The following is a 19,494-nucleotide window of genomic DNA, read 5'->3' as shown; positions in this document are numbered from 1 at the left end:
GTTATCATGCAGCAAACAGCAAATAATCTACAAATACTTATTGATAACAGTGAAGTGGCGATGCGTCGCTGGAATAGTGTTGGCTTTGATGATCGAGCCGCGATTTTACAACGTTGGGCAAAGCAGGTGCCGATGAATATTGGCGCTATGGTGAACTTCCAATGTACCAATGCGCTGCAATATGTCGCTGATACTGAATTGATGCCTGGGCCTACCGGTGAAACCAATGCGCTGTATTGCAGTGGCCGAGGTGTGTTTATTATTTCAGTGCAGCAAGGCATTACCAAAGAGGCAATTGTAGGCCAATTAACCGCAGCCTTAGTGTGCGGTAATTCGGTATTACTGTGTATTGATGATCAGCACTATGCTCTGCAGGTAAAACAGGAGCTTGAACAGTTAGGATGTAGTACTGATGTGATAACAGTGGTGAAGATTACTCAACTTGATGGGTTAGTTAATCATCCTCAAACCGCGGGTGTTGCTTATTGTGGCGATCTGCAAACAACGCAGCATTTGGCACGTCAATTGGCGCAACGGCAAGGATTATTAGCGCAGTTAGTGAGTGAACTTGATAGTGAAACGTTAGCCGTCATTGGCGCTCAACGATATTGCTTACGGTTTATCACTGAGCGTACGCGCACGATTAATATTACTGCTGTAGGAGGCAATGCGACTTTACTAGCATTAGGCAGTGGTTAATAAAAGCTTTGAACGATGACAATCGTTACTAGGGGCATTGTTATTGTTGCAATGTGATATTGAGTAAAAATGTGTATTTAGTGACTGAAGCAAGATAAATAAAAGCGCATTATAATTAACAGCTATATATTCATAATGTCTTTTTAGCTCATGTAATATTGAAGAAGGAATTTTATATGTTAACCATGATTGATATTGGTATTGATAACGCCGTTGCTTTTACGTTGTCAGGTAAAGTGACAGAAGATGATATGAAGCGTGTGTTAATGGATGCTAAAGCTAAAACTGTTGATCATGGTGGTATCGTGATCTACGAAGAAATTGACAGTTTTTCAGGCATTGAATTAGCAGCAATTGTTGAAGAGTTAAAATACCTTGTTCATGCTGGCTTAAAACATATTACTCAAGTCGCAGTTGTTGCTGATGCGAGTTGGATTGAAAAAGTGGTTAAAGTAGAAGATGCATTGTTTAGTCATATTGATATTCAATACTTTTCTTTTGCTGAAAAACAACAAGCGATTACATTTTTACAGCAGCAATAAATACTATAAGTTGTGAAACCCCCCTTGGTATCAAGCTAATATGATACCAAGGGATAAGTTTATATTCGCTTAAAAATCAATGAAGTATTAATGCCACCAAAAGCAAAGTTATTACTCATGATATAATCACAACCAATATTTCTACCTTGGCCTTGAAGATAATCGAGCTCACCGCAGCGTGGATCTGGGGTAGCTAAATTCAAGGTTGGGTTAAACCAACCACTGTTCATCATTTCAATACTTAGCCATGCTTCAATCGCTCCACAAGCACCTAAAGTATGCCCAAAGTAGCTTTTGAGACTGCTTATTGGAGTTGTATTGCCAAAAATATTGGCAGTTGCCTGACTTTCAGCAATATCACCTTTTTCAGTGGCGGTACCATGGGCTGAAATATAGCCGATATCTTGTGGCTGTAATTGTGCTTGTTGTAATGCCATTGTCATACATTGCTGCATGGTTTGTTGTTGAGGCTGGGTAATATGTGCAGCGTCGCAATTGGTCGCAAAGCCTACTACTTCCGCTAAAATCGTAGCACCTCTATCAAGCGCATGTTGATATTCTTCTAAAACTAATGAGCCAGCGCCTTCGCCAATCACTAATCCATCACGATCAACATCATAAGGACGTGGAGTTAAGTTGGGAGTGTCATTTTTAAGGCTGGTGGCAAAAAGGGTATCAAATACCGCAGACTCTGTTGGGCATAATTCTTCTGCGCCACCTGCAACCATCACAGTTTGATAACCATGCTTGATAGCTTCATAAGCATAACCGATGGCTTGACTACCAGATGTACAGGCACTACTTGTTGGGATCACGCGCCCGCGTAAGCCAAAAAATAACCCGACATTGACCGCTGTGGTATGCGGCATCATTTGGACATAAGTGGTTGCTGTGATTTCTTTGGTGGTTTTATCATTTAGCATAGTACCAAAAGCACCAATGGCAGGGGTGCTACCGATTGATGAACCATACGCAATGCCAGTGCTGCCGTTAGTGAGTATATTCTGATCTAATAAACCAGCTTGGGTTAGTGCTTGCTCGGTGGCAACAGTGGCGAGTTTAGATACTCTCCCCATTGCGCGCAGTTGCTTACGGGTATAGTGTTTCGGAACAGTAAAGTCGCTAATGGGGGCAGCAAGTTTGGTATTTAAACCATCATAAAGGGCGTAATCGTCCATATAGATCACGGCATTTTTACCCTCGCGCAATTTTTGTTCTATGGTTAGCCAATCTTGACCCAGCGCGGTTACCCCTCCCATGCCAGTGATCACTACGCGATGGTTCATACTAAACCTCCATTAATAGAAATCACTTGGCGGGTAACATAAGCAGCGATATCTGACATTAAATAACTGACTAAACCTGCTACTTCTTGAGGATCACCCATGCGGCGTAATGGTACTTGCGGTAGCGCATGTTGTTTAACATGCTCATCAACCATACCGGTATCAATCAGCCCCGGAGCAACACAGTTAACGGTAATTTTACGTTTTGCCAGCTCAAGTGCGAGTGATTTTGACGCGCCAATCACGCCTGCTTTAGCGGCACTGTAGTTAGTTTGACCGCGGTTGCCAGTAATACCCGATACCGATGCTAGCGTGACAATACGACCACCTTTACGTAATTGCACCATTGGCATCACACACGGATGAAGAACGTTATAAAAGCTATCAAGATTGGTATGGATAACACCATCCCATTCTTGTTCTGTCATCGCTGGAAAGGCTGTATCGCGAGTAATTCCTGCATTGCTAACGACACCATAATAGGCACCATGCTTGGCAATATCTTGTTCAAGATGCTGGCGACATTGGTCACGATCACTGATATCAAATTGAATAATGCGCCCTTGACCGCCCGCATTAATAATAGTGGCAAGAGTTGACTCTGCGCCTGCTTGATCACTCATATAATGGACAGCAATAGTAAATCCATCTTGTGCTAATTGGATAGCGATTGCGCGTCCAATGCCTTTACTAGCACCCGTAACAAGTACCTGTCGAGTCATGAAATCTTCCTATTGTTTGGTGGTAAGCAAGGTTGCAATTTTTTCTTCTGAAGGAAGATACGCATTGAGTTGGCAACTAGCAATAGTTTGTTGTTGATGAGTGATCTTGCAACTAAATACCACCATGTTGTTGTCTTGCATTAAGCGTTCGGCATGAATATCAAGCACGACCCCTTGCTTAAATTGCGCCCATTCGCTGTGGTAACGACGACAGCCAAGTAAAAATCCCATCGGCGTTGGTTTGCCTTGTTGCCATGCATGATAACCGGCCCAACTTGCAATGGTTTGTGCCATTAATTCAATCCCAACATAAGCTGCAACTGCGTGAGTGTGTTTATCAAAAAAAAGATTGTCTGAGCGGATTGTTACTTGGCAATGGACATTTTCCACATCAACACTGATCAGCTCATCGATTAATATCATTGGAGCTTCATGAGGCAATAATTGTGCTAACGGTGGTATTTTAGTCATTAACGTATCCAAAAATTAAGCTGATGTTATTACCACCAAAAGCAAACGAGTTACTTAATACTGCTGATGTAGTTAATGGTAATGGTTGTTTTACAAGTGTGATTGGCAGCTGTGGTTCTTGATGACCATCGTTTATTTGTAATGGTAACGGTAGCTGATAAGCCAAAATATACCAGCAAATTGCAGCCTCGACGGCACTTGCTGCGCCAAGAGTATGCCCCGTGAGTGGTTTGGTTGAGCTAACAGCAACTTGGGAGCCAAATACACGTGCAATCGCTTTAGCTTCCATCGCATCATTAAGGGGAGTCGCTGTGCCATGAGCATTAATATAGCCAATATCATCAGGTTTTAAGTTTGCATCAGCTAATGCATTTCGCATCGCAACTTCTGCGCCATTACCTTCAGGATGGGGGGCTGAAATATGATAAGCATCAGAGCTATCACCGCCGCCTAAAAAAGCAATGTTTTGGGGTGATAAACCTTTATGGTTATTGCTAATGTCTCGATTTTCAGCTCTTAAATCAGGAGTAAGTGCTAACAACATAAACGCTGCCGCTTCACCGATATTAATTCCATTACGGTTAACACTAAACGGATTACAACGGCTAGCAGAAAGTGAATCTAGGCCATGAAAACCATTGAGTGTCAGTCGACATAATGTATCTGCACCACCGACGATAACCGCATCTGCTAAGCCTGCCTTAAGTAACCGTTTAGCCGATAAAAAGCTACGTCCACTTGAAGAACAAGCGGTTGATAGGGTGTAAACCAAGCCTGTTAAACCAAAATAATCAGCAATAAATTGGCCGGTATTAGCTGGTTCTTGCTGGTGGTAATGAAAATTTTCTGGTAGCTGATCTTGTTCGGCAAGGTGTTCTAATGCAACTTCACCGTCACTGATGCCAGAGGTTGTCGTACCGATTATTACTGCAATACGATCACGACCAAACTGCTTAATAGCCTGTTCTATTTGGGGGGAGATTTGCTCTAATGCCGATGCTGCAAGACGGTTATTTGCGGTATTTTGATACGGGTATTGTTGTTCATCAATAGCGGCTAATGGCGCGCTTACTTGGCCAATAACTGTTTCACTGCCGTCATTGAGCCAGCCACGTACCGTATGCATATCAGGACTACACCCTGCCAGTAGACGTTGCTGAATTTGTTCAGTTGTGGCACCTAAAGCAGAATGAAAACCACAGCCACGAATATAGATTGGGGTTGCAGGTTGATTATGTTTCATAAAATTCCGTGCTGACATTATTGACGCTGATAGTGTAATGTTTTTATGGTGATTGTGTAATTAGGCTGGTGATTTACAAACGTAATTGTCCCTTTTAATTTATTCGCATTTTGGTAGTTAATATCGGCGATAACCATGCCTTTATCATCGATAAGTTGACGCTGGTTCGCGGTTTGCTTTAATTGCCAACCAATATGCTGCAACGGCTGCTGCCATGCTGAAAGTGGCCATAAGGTGATCATCATATTGAACAGAACTTGTTTTGGCTCTGGTAGGCTTGAACCTAAGCCCGGCATCACATAGGTAGTTAACTGCTGGTGAGTATAATCTAAGCTTAGAATACGCGAACCCCATGACGAAAATCCCGCTAGTGCTAATGCTTGTGGTGTGACTTGTAATTGTACCGGTAATTGATGATTGGTGTGCTGCCAGGTGGCAGTGATCAATTGACTGGCGGTTAATGAATAACCCAATTGTGCTGGTGTTGGTAAGGTAACTAAGGTGTGAGGCGCAATTTCAACTTGATTTGATTGAGGTTGAGAGATAGTCGCACAGCCTGAAATAAACAAGGTTGTCAGTAATGCAATCAAGAAGTGACGTTTACTATTGTTGTTTATAAAACGAGACATATTATTTAACTCCTGCTTTGGTCGGCGCTGGTGAAGAGGGCGTCATGGCCAAAGGCGCGAGTAACCATGCAATAATAATTCCTGTTAGTACCGTAATCCCAAAACTATGAATAGCTTGAGTCGCACTTAAGGCTAATAATCCAAATGATAATACTGTCGTTAATGCAGATAAAGTAATCGCTAATAATGTCGAACGGCGATGATGATCGTTATCGGTTGATTTTAATTCCGCAAAAAAGAGGCTGTAATCAATCCCAATCCCAAGGATTAATATTAACGCTAATAAATTAAACAGGTTTAATGGCGTACCACTGATACTGGTGATCGCAATCCCCGCACAGCCACCAATCACTGATGGCATGATCATTTGAAGGCCTTTCTTTAGCTTATAGCGCCACACTAACAAGGCTAAAATTACTATGGTTGCCGCAATTAATAACTCAGTCACGCGCTGGCGGTATTGTCCAAAAAGTTGTGATACTTCATCGGCTTTATTAAGGTAGCTTAACTGGCTATCTTGTGCCGCGAGTTGTTTAATTGCGCTTAGCTGGTTGACACCAGAGAGCAAAATAACCGCGCCATAGTTTTGCTCAGAAGGTGATTTATTTATTTTACCAAGCCAAGTAAAACGCAGTGGTTTTGATACTGGCGAAGCTAAATAATCAGCAATGGTTAACGGATGGAATGTTGCTGTAAATTGTGGTGGTTGGCTTAATTTTATTTTTTTATCTAGCTCAGAGCCTTGTTGTTGATATAAATGTTTAACTAATTCAAAGTTATGCTTTTGAGTTGCAATCGACGGCAAGTAATGACCGATACTTTGGTAGCTATCAAGTTTGTGATTAATTACTAACTTGTCGAGCTGTTGATCGACAGCAGCTAACTTTGTTAATAGCTCTTGTGCCGTTTGGGCTTTAACGAGCAACATTTGCTGACCACTACTCACTCCTGTAATTGCTTTAATGGTCGCTTCCTGCTGTTTGAGCTGCTGTGGTAATGCTTGTAGTTGGCGAATGTCGTCATCATAGTGAGTATGGTATAAACCGATCAGTGAAGCTGTTGCCAGTATCAATGGCACACTCCAACGAACGCTCGCTAGATGCCACAATTGTAGCCACGCATTAAGTAACTGACGACAAGGTAATGGTCGAGGTGAACATGGCTTAGATGCCAAGCTGGGATACCAACACACAACCGTGGCATAAGCGGCAATTAATCCTATTGCTGAAAATAACGATAATTGCTGTAGTCCAGGAAAAGGCGCGACTAGCATGCCTAAATAGCCAATCAGGCTGGTAATCAGGCCTAAGCTAATTGCGACCAAAATATGCTTGAGCCCTTGGTGTGGATTCCAATCTTTTCCTGCGGCTAATCTATCGGTGAGATAGTGAAATGCATAATCAATTGAGACTCCAATTAAGCTGGCACCAAACACGAGACTAAACAGATGTACTTTGCCAAAAATGGCGACGGTACCGACAAATGCAGCAATCAGACCACAGCTAATGGACAATAACGCCAATGCTAACGGTAATGGACTGCGATAGACCACCACCAATAAAATAAGGATCCCTAATAGTGATCCTAAACCGATGGTACTGATTTCTTGTTCTGCACTTTGAGTGCCGTGAGCCGCATAAAAAATCACCCCTGTATGTAAAATATCGACTTTTTCTGTTGCAGTAGAATACTGGTTAATAATCTGCTGTTGTAACGCACTAAGAGCCGGTAACTGGTGTTGTAATTTAACGCTATAGGGGGAACCTGCGAGCTCTGCAGTAATTAAAGCGTAATGACGTTGATGATATTGAGTGGTTAAAAAACCATGATTAAGACTGAAATGACCGCTTTGAGCGCTTAACTGGGTTAAAAAGTCACGAAATAATAAAAACGGATCGTGTTTAAGTTCAGCACCTGTCACTCCAGAAAACGGATTATACAACGCTTGTAATACTTGCTCAGTTTGTTGGTGTGGGTTGTGTGCTAACCGTTGCTGTTGTGCTGGGGTTAATAGCTGAAACCGTTTAGGGTAGTACAATTGTGCCCAAGCTTGTTGTTGGCTATTACTCATCTTTGCATCAATATTGGCAAATAATCCCAGTTTTGCCAGTTGCTGACTAAATTGTTCAGCAGCAGCGATCATGGTGGTGCTATTTGGGCTGCCAACTAAAAAGATCACCTTATTACTCATGCTGGTGGCGATATGATCAAACGCTTGTTGAGCGGCTGGATCTTGATCATTTTTGGGTAATAACGCCAGAATATTAGTTTCAATGGGTAATTGTTTATTTGCGGTGAGTTGGTAGCCCAAAGCGGCAACCAACAGCAACATAATGACGAGCCATAAGCGGCTAAGGTTAGAATTTGAAAACACGGTGTTCTTCTGTGGTTAGCGAGGCGGGTGTTGTGCGCTGATGGCTAAAAGTAATCACTGTTTTATCACCACGAATTTCAGCCAATGTAAGTTTATTGATGAACTTATTTCCTGCAAGAGTAATACGCGTAAAGACTTTATTTAATGGCGCTTGCTTAGGGATTAATACGAGTTGCCACTTATTGAAACTGCTGTTAGCGTCTGCATTATTGTTATCAGTCGCTAAGGTGGTCAGTTTCAAATTAAATTGTTGATCTAATGCTGAAGTATCACCATTAAAGAGGGCTAAGAAGATATGGCTAAAGTAAAACACCATCGGATTTTGAGTCGCTGACATAATTTGTGGCGGTTGATTATCAAATTGTTGGCTAAGTTTATTTTGGGTTAATACTAATGAGACTGCCATTGGTGCCGTTTGATGCCACCATAGCCCTTGATTAGCGGCAATGACAAATTTGCCATTTGACACCAAGGGTTGATTAAACATTGCCATGGTTCGGCTTTGACTAAAATCGCCACGCACGACCTTAGGAGCAGAAAGGGTCTGTTGGAGTTCGGTTAATGTCATCGCTTGAGCTGATAAACTAATGCTTGCTAACACAGCCCACAATAGCTTATTTCGCCACCATTTAAGCGTTGTAATTGAATTATTGATTTTCATGCCAAGCCTTTATTTTATCAGTAAAAACAGTGGGTGAGACAAAACACATTTCGTGATTTTCAATCCCGACAGCTACCTGCATTGTGTAGCCTTTTGTCATTCTGGCGTTAGTCGCGGCATCGTAGATAATATAATCAACCCGCAGTCGATTTTCCCATTCAGTCAGGGTTGCTGTTATGCGAATTTGATGATCAAACGGAATGGGTTTTATATATTTTACGCGTGTATCAATGATAGGCCATAAGTAACCTGAAGCTTGCATATCACGATAGCTATAATTGATTTTTTCCATCAATAGTCGGCGTACTTCCTCAAAAAAACGAAAGTAATTACCGTGATAAATCACGCCCATCGGGTCGGCATCTTGAAAATGGGTCGTTAACGTCAGCTCGGCAGTCAGTAAAGGGACAGAAGAATGTGAAGTCATGGATTACTCAATCATTGTTAAAGTTAAAAAGATACATCATCGAATGGCCTTGCACTAGGGTCAAGGCCACGTAAGATCAAATAGTTGTTAACCGATCATTCGCGATCAATATAATGACCAATGTTGATGTTGGATCTTATTAATGAAATGACGTAAATCTTGTTCTAATGGACGATCTTCAATCACAAACTCAAAATCATTCAGGACGGCTTGTTGCATCGCTTGTAACGCAGGGCTGATATTGGTATCTGTCAGCTGATGCTCACGTTTACGCAGTTCAATGGCTTGAGTTGCCGCTAATAGCGAGGCTGCAGTGACTTGTTCTGTCAATTGTAATACGCGTAAACAGTCGCGAGATGCAATGGTGCCCATGCTGACTTTATCTTGATTATGGCATTCAGTGGAACGTGAAAATACGCTCGCTGGCATGGTGTGTTTTAACGCCTCTGCAGTCCATGCAGAAATGCCAATTTGGACCGCTTTAAAACCATGATTAATTGGTTTACGCTCACCTGTCGCACCAGTTAAGTTAAAAGGTAATCCGTTATTGAACTTATAATCCATTAATTGTGCCATTTGACGATCAAGCAAATCAGCAATATTAGCTACTGCTGTTTTAAGCATATCCATCGCCATCGCAATATGACCACCATAAAAATGACCACCATGAAGTACGCGTTCGTTATCACCATCAATGATGGGATTGTCATTGGCACTATTGAGTTCATTTTCGATCATTTGGCGCAGCCATGGCAGGCTATCTTGCAGTACTCCAATCACATGCGGCGCGCAACGCAATGAGTAACGATCTTGTAAACGATCACTGTTACGGGGGGGACGTTCAGCTTGCAGATCTGAGCGTAACCAGCTGGCGATTTGCTGTTGGCCAGGGTGGGGCTTTACTGCAAATAAGGCTTCATCAAAGTGGAAAGCGTTACCTTGAATTCCCACTGACACCATGGCGGTGATTTTGGTCGCTAGTTGAGCCAGATACTCTGCGCGTTTATAAGCAATACAAGCTAATGCGGTCATCACTGAAGTACCGTTCATCAATGCTAAGCCTTCTTTGGGCTTAAGTTTGATAGCTTCGATACCCAACTCTTTAAACACGTCTGCGGTTGGGCGAATTTGACCTTGGTAAATCACTTCGCGCTCACCAATAAGTGTCGCTGCGAGATAAGATAATGGGGTTAAATCGCCACTGGCACCGACCGAGCCTTCTTGTGGAATTCGAGGGCTAATATCATGATTGATCAAAGTAACAATTTGATTGAGTAATGGGTGGCTAACACCAGATACGCCTTGAGCCAATGAACATAGACGAGTCGCGAGTACAGCACGTGCTTGTTGGCGATCAAGATCATCGCCTAAACCACAGCCATGAAAGCGGGTAAGGTTAAGAGGAAGATCATCGACAAGGTGAGTCGGGATCGCCACGGTGCATGAATCACCGTAACCGGTGGTCACACCATATATGACCCCTTCTTCTTTTAATAATCGCTCAAGAAAAGCGACACCACGATCGATTTTACTGGTGAATGCGGCATCAGTATTCATTTCAGCAGCAGCGCCATTACTGATTGCAACCACATCTTCAATAGTGAGTCGTTCAGCACCAAAGCGAATAGTTTGTTGAGGTATTGTGTGAGAGTTATTTGTCATCTTTTTTTCCACTAAGCTGCCAAAAATTAAAAAAGTTGTACCATTGTAATGGTGCTTGTAGCGTGTAGTGCTCTAGGCGAGTTGCATAGTGCTCAACAACTGTTTGTAGAGCGGCATTTCGAGTGGTGCGGGGTAATATTATTTGCTCACTAAATGATTCAAAATAGACATCGAAGTGTGGGGTTGTTTGGCTATCATCACGTAAGCCAAATAACAAATAAACCGGGGTTTTTAGGATCGCAGCAAGAATAAATGGTCCTTGTGGAAACGGCGCTTGTTGGCCGAGAAAATTAGCCCAACTGACGCGAGTCTCATTGGCAATCGAGGTACGATCGCCGACGATAACCACCCATTCTCCTCGTTCTATTTTTTGTTGAAGAATAATGGCAGTATCAGCGCCGAGTTGATTAACATGAATAAGATTGAGGTTAGAATCTGGATTGATTGCGTTTAAAACATGATTAAAACGCGCCGCATGCTCAGTAAAAACTAATGCATTAATTTTAATATTTTCATGGCGTTGGCTAAGGGCTCGACATAATTCAAGATTACCTAAGTGCGAGCCAAGAATGACCACACCTTGCTTACTGGCAACAATATTATCAAAGTGATGCTGACCATGAATAGTGAGATTATTGGCGTCATAGTCACCTTTCCAGGCGGCAAGTTTATCAAGCGTTGTGTGACCAAATGACAATAAATGCTGGTAGCTAGAAAGATTTGTTGGTAATTGCAGTTGTTGCTGCTCGGCATAGTGGTGCAATTGTTGTAAATAGTGCTCTGAAGCCTGACGAGCGCTTTTAGTGGTTAAATAATAATAACCAATCACTAATTTTAATAAACCATTGACGGCTTTACGTCCTAGCAGGCTATAGGTAGCCAATAGGATTTTAATACCTAAAATAGTGCCACGTTCGCTATTATTTGACCAGTGCAGTGAGCGTGAACGGCGACGTTTTAGTAACCTTGGTATACGCGGCAACATACCGCAGAATAATTTGGTATGCATCCAACTGATTTTAACGTTATCCCATAACGCATCAAAATGAGAAATTCCTCCTTTAGGATAGATAACTTTAGTATCTATAAACTGAATCTCGCCATTATTCCAATAGAAATACACCATTATTTCAGTATCAAATTCCATTCTCTGACTAAAATGACGCTGTGCTAACAGTGGGATTATTGGCTCGATAGGATAACTACGAAAGCCACACATACTGTCTTTAATATCGAATGATAGAGTTTCAACCCATACCCAAAAATGGGTGATATAGCGACCGTATAAGCGTGATTTAGGCACTGAATCGTCGTAAATCGGCCTACCTGAAATAATAGCGTTAGGGTGTTGATGCGATAGATGAAGTAGATCTTGTAATGCTTCAAGATCATGTTGTCCATCAGCGTCTATCTGAATCGCATGGCTATAATTATGCTGATGGGCATGGTGTATCGCTGCGATGACTGCACCACCTTTACCGCGATTTTTGGGTAAAGTAATGACAGTGACATTATTACGCTGTGCCTGTTGAGTAAGGATATCTTTGGTCGGCTGGTTACTGCCATCATCAATAATAATAATGGGATAAGCAAACGTGTCTAATGCATCAATAATAGCAGGTACAGTTTGGCCGTGGTTATAACAAGGGATAATAAAACAGGGATGAAACCAACTCATGCTGCAGCTCTCATGCTTATTCTGCCAGAAGAGTGAATGACTTGTTCGTTTTCAGGCGTTGTAGAACTAAAGCTAAAATGTAATTTTTGTTTGTCAACGATCCAATCAAGCGTCAGGTTGATGGTGCTGTTGGGTAAAATGGGTTGTTGAAATTTAATCACATCCATTCCTCCAAACGCGGTTGGCATATTTTGAAAACAATCCCGTGCAAAATGGACCGCCCAGTCAAGCTGGCTAACACCAGGTAACAACGCAAAGTTTGGAAAGTGGCCCTTAAAATCATCTAATTCACTATCGACACATAAAGTCATAACAGCATGATGGTCAACAATATGACGGTCAACTAAAGTCGGCATTGGTCTATTCATTGGTCGTTATTACTTATTGATTAGGAATGTTAAACAGATTTTCAAGATCACGAATCAGTCGTTTGCCTTGGCTATTTAAGGGAATTTCAGTCACTGGGCGAAAATGACGAGGAATAGCGATAGGCTCTATCCATTGGCGTAATTGTTGACGTAACAGTAACCAAAATTTACCTTTTCCCATCTGCTCTAGTTGCTCAACACCTTGTACAGTTAGAGTGATCACCGCACCAATGTGTATTCGTTGCTGATACTCTAACGGTAGGACTGCTGCTTCGTTGATCGATTCAAGTTGGCACAATCGCTGTTCAATTTCAGTGAGCGATATGCGTTTTTCTTCAATTTTAATGACGCGATCAGTGCGGCCTTTGAGTTCAAAATGATCATCGTCAACCAGTACACAGTGATCACAAGTCTGATACCAATGTTTGGCATCGACAAAAGGAGAGCAAATTTTTAAGCATTGCTCAACATTGAGCGCAATCTTAACCACCTTAAAACGTGACCATGGCGTGGTGGGCTGCTGTTGCTGGCGATAACCAATTCCCCCAGTTTCAGTACTGCCAAACACTTCAAAAGGCAGTGTCTTACATAATTGTCGACACTGTTGTGCCGCAAGAAAGGGCAGAGGGCCGCCAGATGAAAATATCGCCTTGTACGGTGTAGTTGTGACATGATTATTGAGGCGCTTTAATAATGCTGGACTACTGATTAAGGTGTTATTGGTTGAAGCTTGTGCAGTGACCTGTTCAGGATATTCAAGATTAAAGCAATCAAAACTACGTCCGCTACATAACGGCCACAGTACACGAAATAATAAGCCATAAATATGTTGATGCGAGACCGTACTGCAAATATGGCTGTGGCGTAATTGTTGACCCCAAATAGTTTCCAGTTGAGCGATTTCGTTATCCAGTAAATCGAGGGTTTTAATGATCGCTTTAGGAGTGCCACTTGAACCAGAGGTAAACAAAGTTAATTCAATATCAGTTAGCGTGAGTGCTGAAAAAAACACTTCAGCTACAGCTGGTTGCTGTGGCTCATTGAGTAAGGTTGAGATATTGATGGCGGCTAATGAGACACCAATAACCATTTCTGCATCATGTAACAGCACATCAAAATGCGCACTTAATTCAGCCAGTGCTGCGGGTTGATGATTGCTGGGTAATATCAGTTGCTTATTTGCATGAATAACCGCCATAAAAGCGACCGCAAACACGTAGCTATCTTTACAACAAACCGCAATCCGCGATTGTTCTATGTGTGCTAATTGCTGGCTTAAACCAAAAACATCAGCTCGAAACTGCGTCCATGAATGCTGGCTGAAACCATTAATTGCCACCGGATTAAGATGATGAGTAGGGCGTTGCATTAAAGTCGATAGTGAAATTAATGCAGCAGGTGTTATAGCTGTATCCATGACCGTTCTCGAGGGTTTATAATAAAAGTTAGTGCTTACTTAATCGGTGTTTTTACGGCGATACCACTGGCGAAATACCCACTCAGTGCCAAATAAGCTGCCTGCTAATATATAGCTGATAAAACCGTTATATAATGTCCAGATGTGTAATGACATCAGACAAGTAATGAAAGCAATAGTGCCATTGATAATAAAAAATACGCACCATATCTTCGTCACTTTACGGGTGTAGCTTACACCGCTAGCAGGTAAATCGGGTTCTTGTAAGCGTGCAATCCGCTCGATTAAGCTTTGTTGTTGCCATAAACTGCTACTAAATAGCCCTAGCATTAGTGCATTGACAATAACGGGGTAATAGAGCAACAACCCATGCTGCCGAAAAAGTGCACCTAATGTGACTAAGGTAATGCCTGCGCCACCGCTTAACCAGCCAATATATTTTAGTTCTTTAAGTTGCGTCTGCTTCGCTGCGATAATTCGAACAATAAAAAATACTGCCAATAAAGCACCAACGGTTACTATTCCCCAACGACTAATACCGTAATAAACGGCAACGGGGTAAGCAATTAACGCTAATGCTGACAATATTGTTAGCAGACGCATTATCATTATTAAGCCTTAAGTAAATCAGCAACAGCGATAACAACATCATTAACTGTACGTACCGTTTTAAACTCATCTGCTTGAATTTTTTTACCGGTCAAATTTTGTAAACGTACAACGAGATCAACGGCATCAATGCTATCAAGATCAAGATCTTGATAAAGATGTGAGTCTAAATGGATATCGCTAGCATCAAGCTCAAACAGCTCAACTAAAAGTGCTTTAACTTGGTCAAAAATCTGGTCGTTATTCATTTGAGTCATAATAATTACGCTTTGTTCTGGAAGATATAATCAGCAAGATTGGCCACAGATGCAAAATGTTGACGCGTGTTAGTGTCATCTGCATCAATAACAATATTGTATGTTTTCTTGATTGCTAGTCCAAGTTCGAGGGCATCAATAGAATCTAACCCGAGGCCATCGTTAAACAGAGGGGCATGGGTATCGATATCCTCAACGGTAATATCTTCCAAATTTAACACATCGATAATTAATGTTTTTAATTCTGTATGTAGTTGTTCCATATTACCTACTTCTGGTTAAGGTTAACGACAGTATAAATGTAGCTTAACTATCGGTTGGAAAAATAGCACTGGCTAAATGTTTATTAAGTTGTCGAGCTGCTGTAGTTGGAGAGTGATGCTCGGCTAAATACGGTGTGACACTGATTTTATTTTTTACTTCAATTAAAAAAAAGGGTTTTTGGTCGGGTATTTGATACCACTTTTGCTCTTTAGTTAAAAAGCTCGGCGATACCGTTATATGAATCACTCGTATATTAACCTGACTACGTATCGCGATTTGTGCCGCTCCACGCCGTAATTTTGCCGCTGCAGTGGTAGTTGTTCGAGTACCTTCTGGAAATATCAGTAATACATTACCTTGTTGCAAACGTTGATTACAGATATCTAATAGTGACTCAGGATCGCGGTTAGGAATATAACCCGCGGCCTTAACAATGCCCTTAATAAAAGGATTATGCCAAATAGCAGCTTTAACAAGGCAATCGCATTGAGGCAACTGCGATGCAATGAGTACATAGTCAATTAAGCTGGGATGATTGGCAACAATGACGCATTGCTTATCAGCTTGCAGTGCGGCTAAATTATCAAACCGATAATCAATCACTTTTAAAAATCGCATCGTACGACAAAAAAAATCAAACGTGCGCTGAATAATGGTTTGTACTTTCATTTCTCGTTGCTGAGCATTTTTACTGAGTCCTGATATTATCGGGAATACAATAAAAGTAAGCACTAATGCACCACAGCCAAACAGAGCAAAACAGCCACCGGTTGCAATAAGCCGCCAACATTTATTAAGCCACTGAGTGATAGAAACTGCTGTCATGATTGATGTTGCCACAGCCAGTGTTGATTTTGAGCCTCAATAGACCATTGAGTATTCTGATTAGCAAGATGCTTAATTATCGTCAGTGTTTGTGGATAACAACTCACAGTATGGTGGCGTTGAGTGGTTAATGTGGTTGTTTGTTGCCAATTTAACTGGTAGTTATGGCCTTTTGATACCACCATCGCGAGTGCAAAGCTTGGATAGTGATGATGTTCAAACTGTTGGTATGGTGTCGGTAATGGTTGATCAAAATCGACCACTAATACACGATGCTGTGGGTATTGATTGAGATAACAGGCGACTTCAATCAGTGCCATATGAAGGTTGTTCTCGCCGCCAGCTAATGATGTTACTGCGATGGGTTGCTTAGTGGCAATAGTGTATAAACCTGCTGCGGTATTATGGACTGATTGTGAAAAAGCAATCGGTGAAGCGTCATCACCATTAATAATATTGTTAATTAAATCGACGGTACGGTGTAATTCGCCATGACGACTGGCAAAAACAATATAATCGATACTATTTGATTCAGTGACCATCAAAGCGGCTTGCAGTGCCAATTTACTCAGTGGACTCATACGGCGGCGCATCATCGGGGGAATTTTATCTGCTGCTGGTGGTTGAGGATCTATTAGTGATGGGGTGTTAGCCCAACTCTGCCAATCTTGTTGGGTTGCTAAACCTGGGGCTAGGGCAATCCAATGGTCAATATTGAAATGAATGGTATTCATATACTCCACACAAACAGCGACATAATTAGGGCATTGTTAGCAATAAGACAAATAAAAATAAAGTTTATCATTAAATCAATTTGATAACTGTTTAATTTATCAGCATTAATTAAATCTTTTTATTTTGATGAGGTATTTTTTAGATTGTTGCTATTGTCGCAATTATTAATATTGTTTGTTTTTAAACAGTACATCTTGAAATCAGCCCATTAAAATAGCGATATCATTTATTTCCACTTTGATTATAGGCTCAGTGTGACAGGTTTTACTAACGATCCATTCAATGCATTAGCGGCGAAAACAGAAGCTCAAAAATTAGCTTTTTCGCCAATTGTTTTTCATACTGCTCGAACATTACGTGATTTAAAAATATTACAAGTATTGGATGATGCGGGTAAAAAAGGACTTAGTGCTGAGCAAATTTCCGTCGCGACCGAGGTCTCAGAATATGGTGTTAAAGTCTTATTAGACATGGCGTTAGGTGCTCATATTGTCACTTGGCAGCAGGACAGATATTGTTTAGCTAACCTTGGCTATTTTTTATTACATGATGGTATGACCAATGCCAATATGGACTTTACGGCAGATGTTTGTTACGCCGCAATGATGCATTTAACGGAATCTATTCAACAGGGTAAACCGGCTGGGCTTAAAGAACTCGGTGATTGGTCAACCATATACCAGGGGTTATCACAATTACCGTCTCAAGCGAAACAAAGTTGGTTTGCATTTGATCATTTTTATTCTGATCGTTCATTTCCGTTGTTATTAAATAAAGTTTTTACTCAGCCACCATTGCGAATTTTTGATATCGGCGGTAATACCGGCAAGTGGGCATTACAATGCTGTCAGCATAATAAAGATGTCGAAGTGACGATTATTGATTTACCTCAACAGATAGCTGTAGCCCTTGAACATGCACAGCAGGCCGGATTTTCTGAACGTATTAAGGGTTATGCCGTTGATATGCTTGATCGCAATCAAGCTTTACCTCAAGGGGCTGATGTGTGGTGGATGAGCCAGTTTTTAGATTGTTTTTCACCGATGGAAATTTTAAGTATTTTACGTCGTGTAAGGCAAGCAATGCGCCTTGATGCCAAAGTGTATATTTTAGAATTATTTTGGGATGCTCAGCGTTATGAAGCTGCCTCTTATTGTTTAAATGCGACCTCGCTATACTTTACTTGTTTAGCGAATGGAAATAGTCGCTTTTATCGTAGTGAAGATTTTCTAGAGTTGGTAGCAGAAGCTGGTTTTATTGTGACAGAACGCGAAGACGATATTGGCTTAGGCCATACGTTACTAACGCTACAAGCAGGATAAAATAAGGATAGTGATTGTGACTCAACAACAGCGTACGCAAGTCGTGATTATCGGTGCAGGCCCTTCTGGAGCTGTTGCTGCAGCATTATTACATCAACAACAGATTGACGTTATTGTGCTAGAAAAAAGCACCTTTCCACGTTTTTCAATTGGTGAAAGTTTATTACCTGCATGTATGGAGGTGATAGAGCAAGCAAAGATGCTTGATGCTGTTACGGCTGCGGGATTTCAGTTTAAAGATGGGGCAGCGTTTCGTCATCAAGATAGGTATACCACTTTTGACTTTAACGATAAATTCACAGTCGGACCTGCAACAACTTACCAAGTTCAGCGAGGACAGTTTGATAAAGTATTAGCTGATGAGGCGGTTACTCAAGGCGTTGAGATTCGTTACGAACACACCGTTGAAGCGATTGAATGCTTAGAATATAAGTCAGTGCTTACTGTCGCTAGAGCTGATAAAAAATCATATACATTAGAAGCTGACTTTGTATTAGATGCCAGTGGTTTTGGGCGAGTATTACCACGGTTACTGGCGTTAGAGAAGCCATCACACTTGCCACCACGCCAAGCTATATTTTGTCATGTTATCGATCATATTGATGGCGAAGATTGTTCGGTTGATTATGATCGTAATAAGATTTTAATATCCGTCCATCCACACTCTGCTGATGTATGGTATTGGTTGATCCCGTTCAGTAACGGTACCTGCTCACTGGGGGTGGTTGCTCCACCACAGTGGCTGGCCAGTTATGGTGATGATTCAATCGCAGTATTAAAACAGTTAGTTAATGAAGAACCGGGGCTAGCAACACTTTTAGCTGCGGCTGAATACCCAATAACAGCTGCAATCATTGAAGGTTATTCTGCTAATGTCACTCAATTGGCAACCTCTAATTACGCTTTATTGGGGAATGCTGGCGAGTTTTTAGATCCGGTATTTTCTTCAGGTGTCACTATTGCAATGAAATCAGCGCAATTAGCAGCCAAAGCATTAACGCGTTCATTCGCCGGTGAGAAGGTTGATTGGCAATGCGATTATGCACAACCTCTTATGTTAGGTGTTGATACGTTTCGTACCTATGTAGAAGGATGGTATTCAGGTGAGCTACAGCGTGTGATTTTTCATTCCAATCCTGATCGTAAAATTAAACAAATGATTTGCGCTATTCTTGCAGGTTATGCATGGGATACTAACAATCCGTTTGTGACTCAATCGCAACGTCGATTAGCGGTTGTTGCAGCCCTTTGTGCAGATTAAGTAATGACATCTAACTAGCCGTGATATTCAACATTCAATGAG

21 protein-coding genes are annotated in these 19,494 nt (G+C 41.5%); 4 read left to right on the top strand and 17 right to left on the bottom strand.

All coding sequences use genetic code 11. From position 1 onward, the window contains the following. The first annotated feature begins 6 nt into the window (after positions 1–6). The gene (locus BTN98_RS12105; protein ID WP_060996833.1) at positions 7–699 is read left to right on the top strand and encodes an aldehyde dehydrogenase family protein; all 693 of its coding nucleotides are present in this window, start codon (positions 7–9) and stop codon (positions 697–699) included. 176 nt (positions 700–875) lie between these two features. Further along, positions 876–1,241, top strand: a complete 366-nt coding sequence (locus tag BTN98_RS12100; RefSeq protein WP_060996832.1) for a SpoIIAA family protein — start codon at positions 876–878, stop codon at positions 1,239–1,241. A 59-nt stretch (positions 1,242–1,300) separates the two neighbouring features. Here BTN98_RS12100 and BTN98_RS12095 read toward each other — a convergent pair whose 3' ends face one another. From BTN98_RS12095 to BTN98_RS12015, 17 genes are all read right to left on the bottom strand, one after another. Next, entirely contained in the window at positions 1,301–2,527 is a 1,227-nt protein-coding gene (locus tag BTN98_RS12095) for a beta-ketoacyl-ACP synthase (RefSeq protein ID WP_060996831.1), read from the bottom strand. Continuing rightward, the gene (locus tag BTN98_RS12090) at positions 2,524–3,249 is read right to left on the bottom strand and encodes a 3-ketoacyl-ACP reductase FabG2 (RefSeq protein WP_060996830.1); all 726 of its coding nucleotides are present in this window, start codon (positions 3,247–3,249) and stop codon (positions 2,524–2,526) included. Before BTN98_RS12090 ends, BTN98_RS12095 begins: the two co-directional genes overlap by 4 nt. 9 nt (positions 3,250–3,258) lie before the next feature. Further along, positions 3,259–3,720, bottom strand: a complete 462-nt coding sequence (locus tag BTN98_RS12085; RefSeq protein WP_060996829.1) for a hotdog family protein — start codon at positions 3,718–3,720, stop codon at positions 3,259–3,261. Continuing rightward, the gene (locus tag BTN98_RS12080) at positions 3,713–4,963 is read right to left on the bottom strand and encodes a beta-ketoacyl-[acyl-carrier-protein] synthase family protein (RefSeq protein WP_060996828.1); all 1,251 of its coding nucleotides are present in this window, start codon (positions 4,961–4,963) and stop codon (positions 3,713–3,715) included. Before BTN98_RS12080 ends, BTN98_RS12085 begins: the two co-directional genes overlap by 8 nt. A 17-nt stretch (positions 4,964–4,980) precedes the next feature. Then, positions 4,981–5,592, bottom strand: coding sequence for a DUF3261 domain-containing protein (locus BTN98_RS12075; RefSeq protein WP_060996827.1), 612 nt, complete (start codon positions 5,590–5,592; stop codon positions 4,981–4,983). A gap of 1 nt (position 5,593) precedes the next feature. Next, entirely contained in the window at positions 5,594–7,966 is a 2,373-nt protein-coding gene (locus BTN98_RS12070; RefSeq protein WP_060996826.1) for an MMPL family transporter, read from the bottom strand. Then, positions 7,950–8,627 carry a LolA family protein gene (locus tag BTN98_RS12065; RefSeq protein ID WP_060996825.1) on the bottom strand — a complete coding sequence of 226 codons (678 nt, stop codon included), beginning with the start codon at positions 8,625–8,627 and terminating at the stop codon, positions 7,950–7,952. Before BTN98_RS12065 ends, BTN98_RS12070 begins: the two co-directional genes overlap by 17 nt. Further along, entirely contained in the window at positions 8,614–9,054 is a 441-nt protein-coding gene (locus BTN98_RS12060; protein WP_060996824.1) for an acyl-CoA thioesterase, read from the bottom strand. Before BTN98_RS12060 ends, BTN98_RS12065 begins: the two co-directional genes overlap by 14 nt. 105 nt (positions 9,055–9,159) lie before the next feature. Further along, a complete protein-coding gene (locus BTN98_RS12055) occupies positions 9,160–10,716 on the bottom strand; it encodes an HAL/PAL/TAL family ammonia-lyase (protein ID WP_060996823.1) in 1,557 nt (518 codons plus the stop codon). Further along, on the bottom strand, positions 10,706–12,394 hold the full coding sequence (locus BTN98_RS12050; protein ID WP_060996822.1) for a glycosyltransferase family 2 protein: 1,689 nt from the start codon (positions 12,392–12,394) through the stop codon (positions 10,706–10,708). Before BTN98_RS12050 ends, BTN98_RS12055 begins: the two co-directional genes overlap by 11 nt. Then, positions 12,391–12,750: an ApeI family dehydratase gene (locus BTN98_RS12045; protein WP_231730615.1), complete on the bottom strand. Its 360-nt coding sequence runs from the start codon at positions 12,748–12,750 to the stop codon at positions 12,391–12,393. Before BTN98_RS12045 ends, BTN98_RS12050 begins: the two co-directional genes overlap by 4 nt. Positions 12,751–12,775: 25 nt before the next feature. Further along, on the bottom strand, positions 12,776–14,179 hold the full coding sequence (locus BTN98_RS12040) for an AMP-binding protein (protein ID WP_060996820.1): 1,404 nt from the start codon (positions 14,177–14,179) through the stop codon (positions 12,776–12,778). 39 nt (positions 14,180–14,218) lie between these two features. Beyond that, positions 14,219–14,782 carry a COG4648 family protein gene (locus BTN98_RS12035; protein ID WP_060996941.1) on the bottom strand — a complete coding sequence of 188 codons (564 nt, stop codon included), beginning with the start codon at positions 14,780–14,782 and terminating at the stop codon, positions 14,219–14,221. Between the two features lie 8 nt (positions 14,783–14,790). Continuing rightward, entirely contained in the window at positions 14,791–15,045 is a 255-nt protein-coding gene (locus tag BTN98_RS12030) for an acyl carrier protein (RefSeq protein WP_060996819.1), read from the bottom strand. Positions 15,046–15,050: 5 nt separating this feature from the next. Beyond that, a complete protein-coding gene (locus BTN98_RS12025; RefSeq protein ID WP_060996818.1) occupies positions 15,051–15,308 on the bottom strand; it encodes a phosphopantetheine-binding protein in 258 nt (85 codons plus the stop codon). A gap of 43 nt (positions 15,309–15,351) precedes the next feature. Continuing rightward, a complete protein-coding gene (locus BTN98_RS12020; protein WP_060996817.1) occupies positions 15,352–16,134 on the bottom strand; it encodes a lysophospholipid acyltransferase family protein in 783 nt (260 codons plus the stop codon). Next, entirely contained in the window at positions 16,131–16,868 is a 738-nt protein-coding gene (locus BTN98_RS12015) for a beta-ketoacyl synthase chain length factor (protein WP_060996816.1), read from the bottom strand. Before BTN98_RS12015 ends, BTN98_RS12020 begins: the two co-directional genes overlap by 4 nt. 255 nt (positions 16,869–17,123) lie before the next feature. Here BTN98_RS12015 and BTN98_RS12010 point away from each other — a divergent pair, with 255 nt between their 5' ends. Both BTN98_RS12010 and BTN98_RS12005 read left to right on the top strand, forming a co-directional pair. Then, a complete protein-coding gene (locus BTN98_RS12010) occupies positions 17,124–18,191 on the top strand; it encodes a methyltransferase (RefSeq protein WP_060996815.1) in 1,068 nt (355 codons plus the stop codon). A 16-nt stretch (positions 18,192–18,207) separates the two neighbouring features. Further along, positions 18,208–19,452, top strand: coding sequence for an NAD(P)/FAD-dependent oxidoreductase (locus tag BTN98_RS12005; protein ID WP_060996814.1), 1,245 nt, complete (start codon positions 18,208–18,210; stop codon positions 19,450–19,452). Positions 19,453–19,494: the final 42 nt, after the last annotated feature.

Source organism: Photobacterium aquimaris (genome assembly GCF_002954455.1).
GTDB lineage: Bacteria > Pseudomonadota > Gammaproteobacteria > Enterobacterales > Vibrionaceae > Photobacterium > Photobacterium aquimaris.
The sequence above is the reverse complement of the archived record's forward strand: the minus strand, read 5'-3'. Positions and strand labels throughout refer to the sequence as shown.

What these genes read in the sequence shown, in the direction of transcription:
- BTN98_RS12080 (WP_060996828.1), bottom strand. Translation starts at nt 4,963, where the DNA reads ATGAAACATAATCAACCTGCAACCCCAATCTATATTCGTGGCTGTGGT.
- BTN98_RS12050 (WP_060996822.1), bottom strand. Translation starts at nt 12,394, where the DNA reads ATGAGTTGGTTTCATCCCTGTTTTATTATCCCTTGTTATAACCACGGC.
- BTN98_RS12025 (WP_060996818.1), bottom strand. Translation starts at nt 15,308, where the DNA reads ATGGAACAACTACATACAGAATTAAAAACATTAATTATCGATGTGTTA.
- BTN98_RS12060 (WP_060996824.1), bottom strand. Translation starts at nt 9,054, where the DNA reads ATGACTTCACATTCTTCTGTCCCTTTACTGACTGCCGAGCTGACGTTA.
- BTN98_RS12090 (WP_060996830.1), bottom strand. Translation starts at nt 3,249, where the DNA reads ATGACTCGACAGGTACTTGTTACGGGTGCTAGTAAAGGCATTGGACGC.
- BTN98_RS12075 (WP_060996827.1), bottom strand. Translation starts at nt 5,592, where the DNA reads ATGTCTCGTTTTATAAACAACAATAGTAAACGTCACTTCTTGATTGCA.
- BTN98_RS12015 (WP_060996816.1), bottom strand. Translation starts at nt 16,868, where the DNA reads ATGAATACCATTCATTTCAATATTGACCATTGGATTGCCCTAGCCCCA.
- BTN98_RS12045 (WP_231730615.1), bottom strand. Translation starts at nt 12,750, where the DNA reads ATGCCGACTTTAGTTGACCGTCATATTGTTGACCATCATGCTGTTATG.
- BTN98_RS12095 (WP_060996831.1), bottom strand. Translation starts at nt 2,527, where the DNA reads ATGAACCATCGCGTAGTGATCACTGGCATGGGAGGGGTAACCGCGCTG.
- BTN98_RS12055 (WP_060996823.1), bottom strand. Translation starts at nt 10,716, where the DNA reads ATGACAAATAACTCTCACACAATACCTCAACAAACTATTCGCTTTGGT.
- BTN98_RS12035 (WP_060996941.1), bottom strand. Translation starts at nt 14,782, where the DNA reads ATGCGTCTGCTAACAATATTGTCAGCATTAGCGTTAATTGCTTACCCC.
- BTN98_RS12105 (WP_060996833.1), top strand. Translation starts at nt 7, where the DNA reads ATGCAGCAAACAGCAAATAATCTACAAATACTTATTGATAACAGTGAA.
- BTN98_RS12085 (WP_060996829.1), bottom strand. Translation starts at nt 3,720, where the DNA reads ATGACTAAAATACCACCGTTAGCACAATTATTGCCTCATGAAGCTCCA.
- BTN98_RS12100 (WP_060996832.1), top strand. Translation starts at nt 876, where the DNA reads ATGTTAACCATGATTGATATTGGTATTGATAACGCCGTTGCTTTTACG.
- BTN98_RS12030 (WP_060996819.1), bottom strand. Translation starts at nt 15,045, where the DNA reads ATGACTCAAATGAATAACGACCAGATTTTTGACCAAGTTAAAGCACTT.
- BTN98_RS12065 (WP_060996825.1), bottom strand. Translation starts at nt 8,627, where the DNA reads ATGAAAATCAATAATTCAATTACAACGCTTAAATGGTGGCGAAATAAG.
- BTN98_RS12020 (WP_060996817.1), bottom strand. Translation starts at nt 16,134, where the DNA reads ATGACAGCAGTTTCTATCACTCAGTGGCTTAATAAATGTTGGCGGCTT.
- BTN98_RS12040 (WP_060996820.1), bottom strand. Translation starts at nt 14,179, where the DNA reads ATGGATACAGCTATAACACCTGCTGCATTAATTTCACTATCGACTTTA.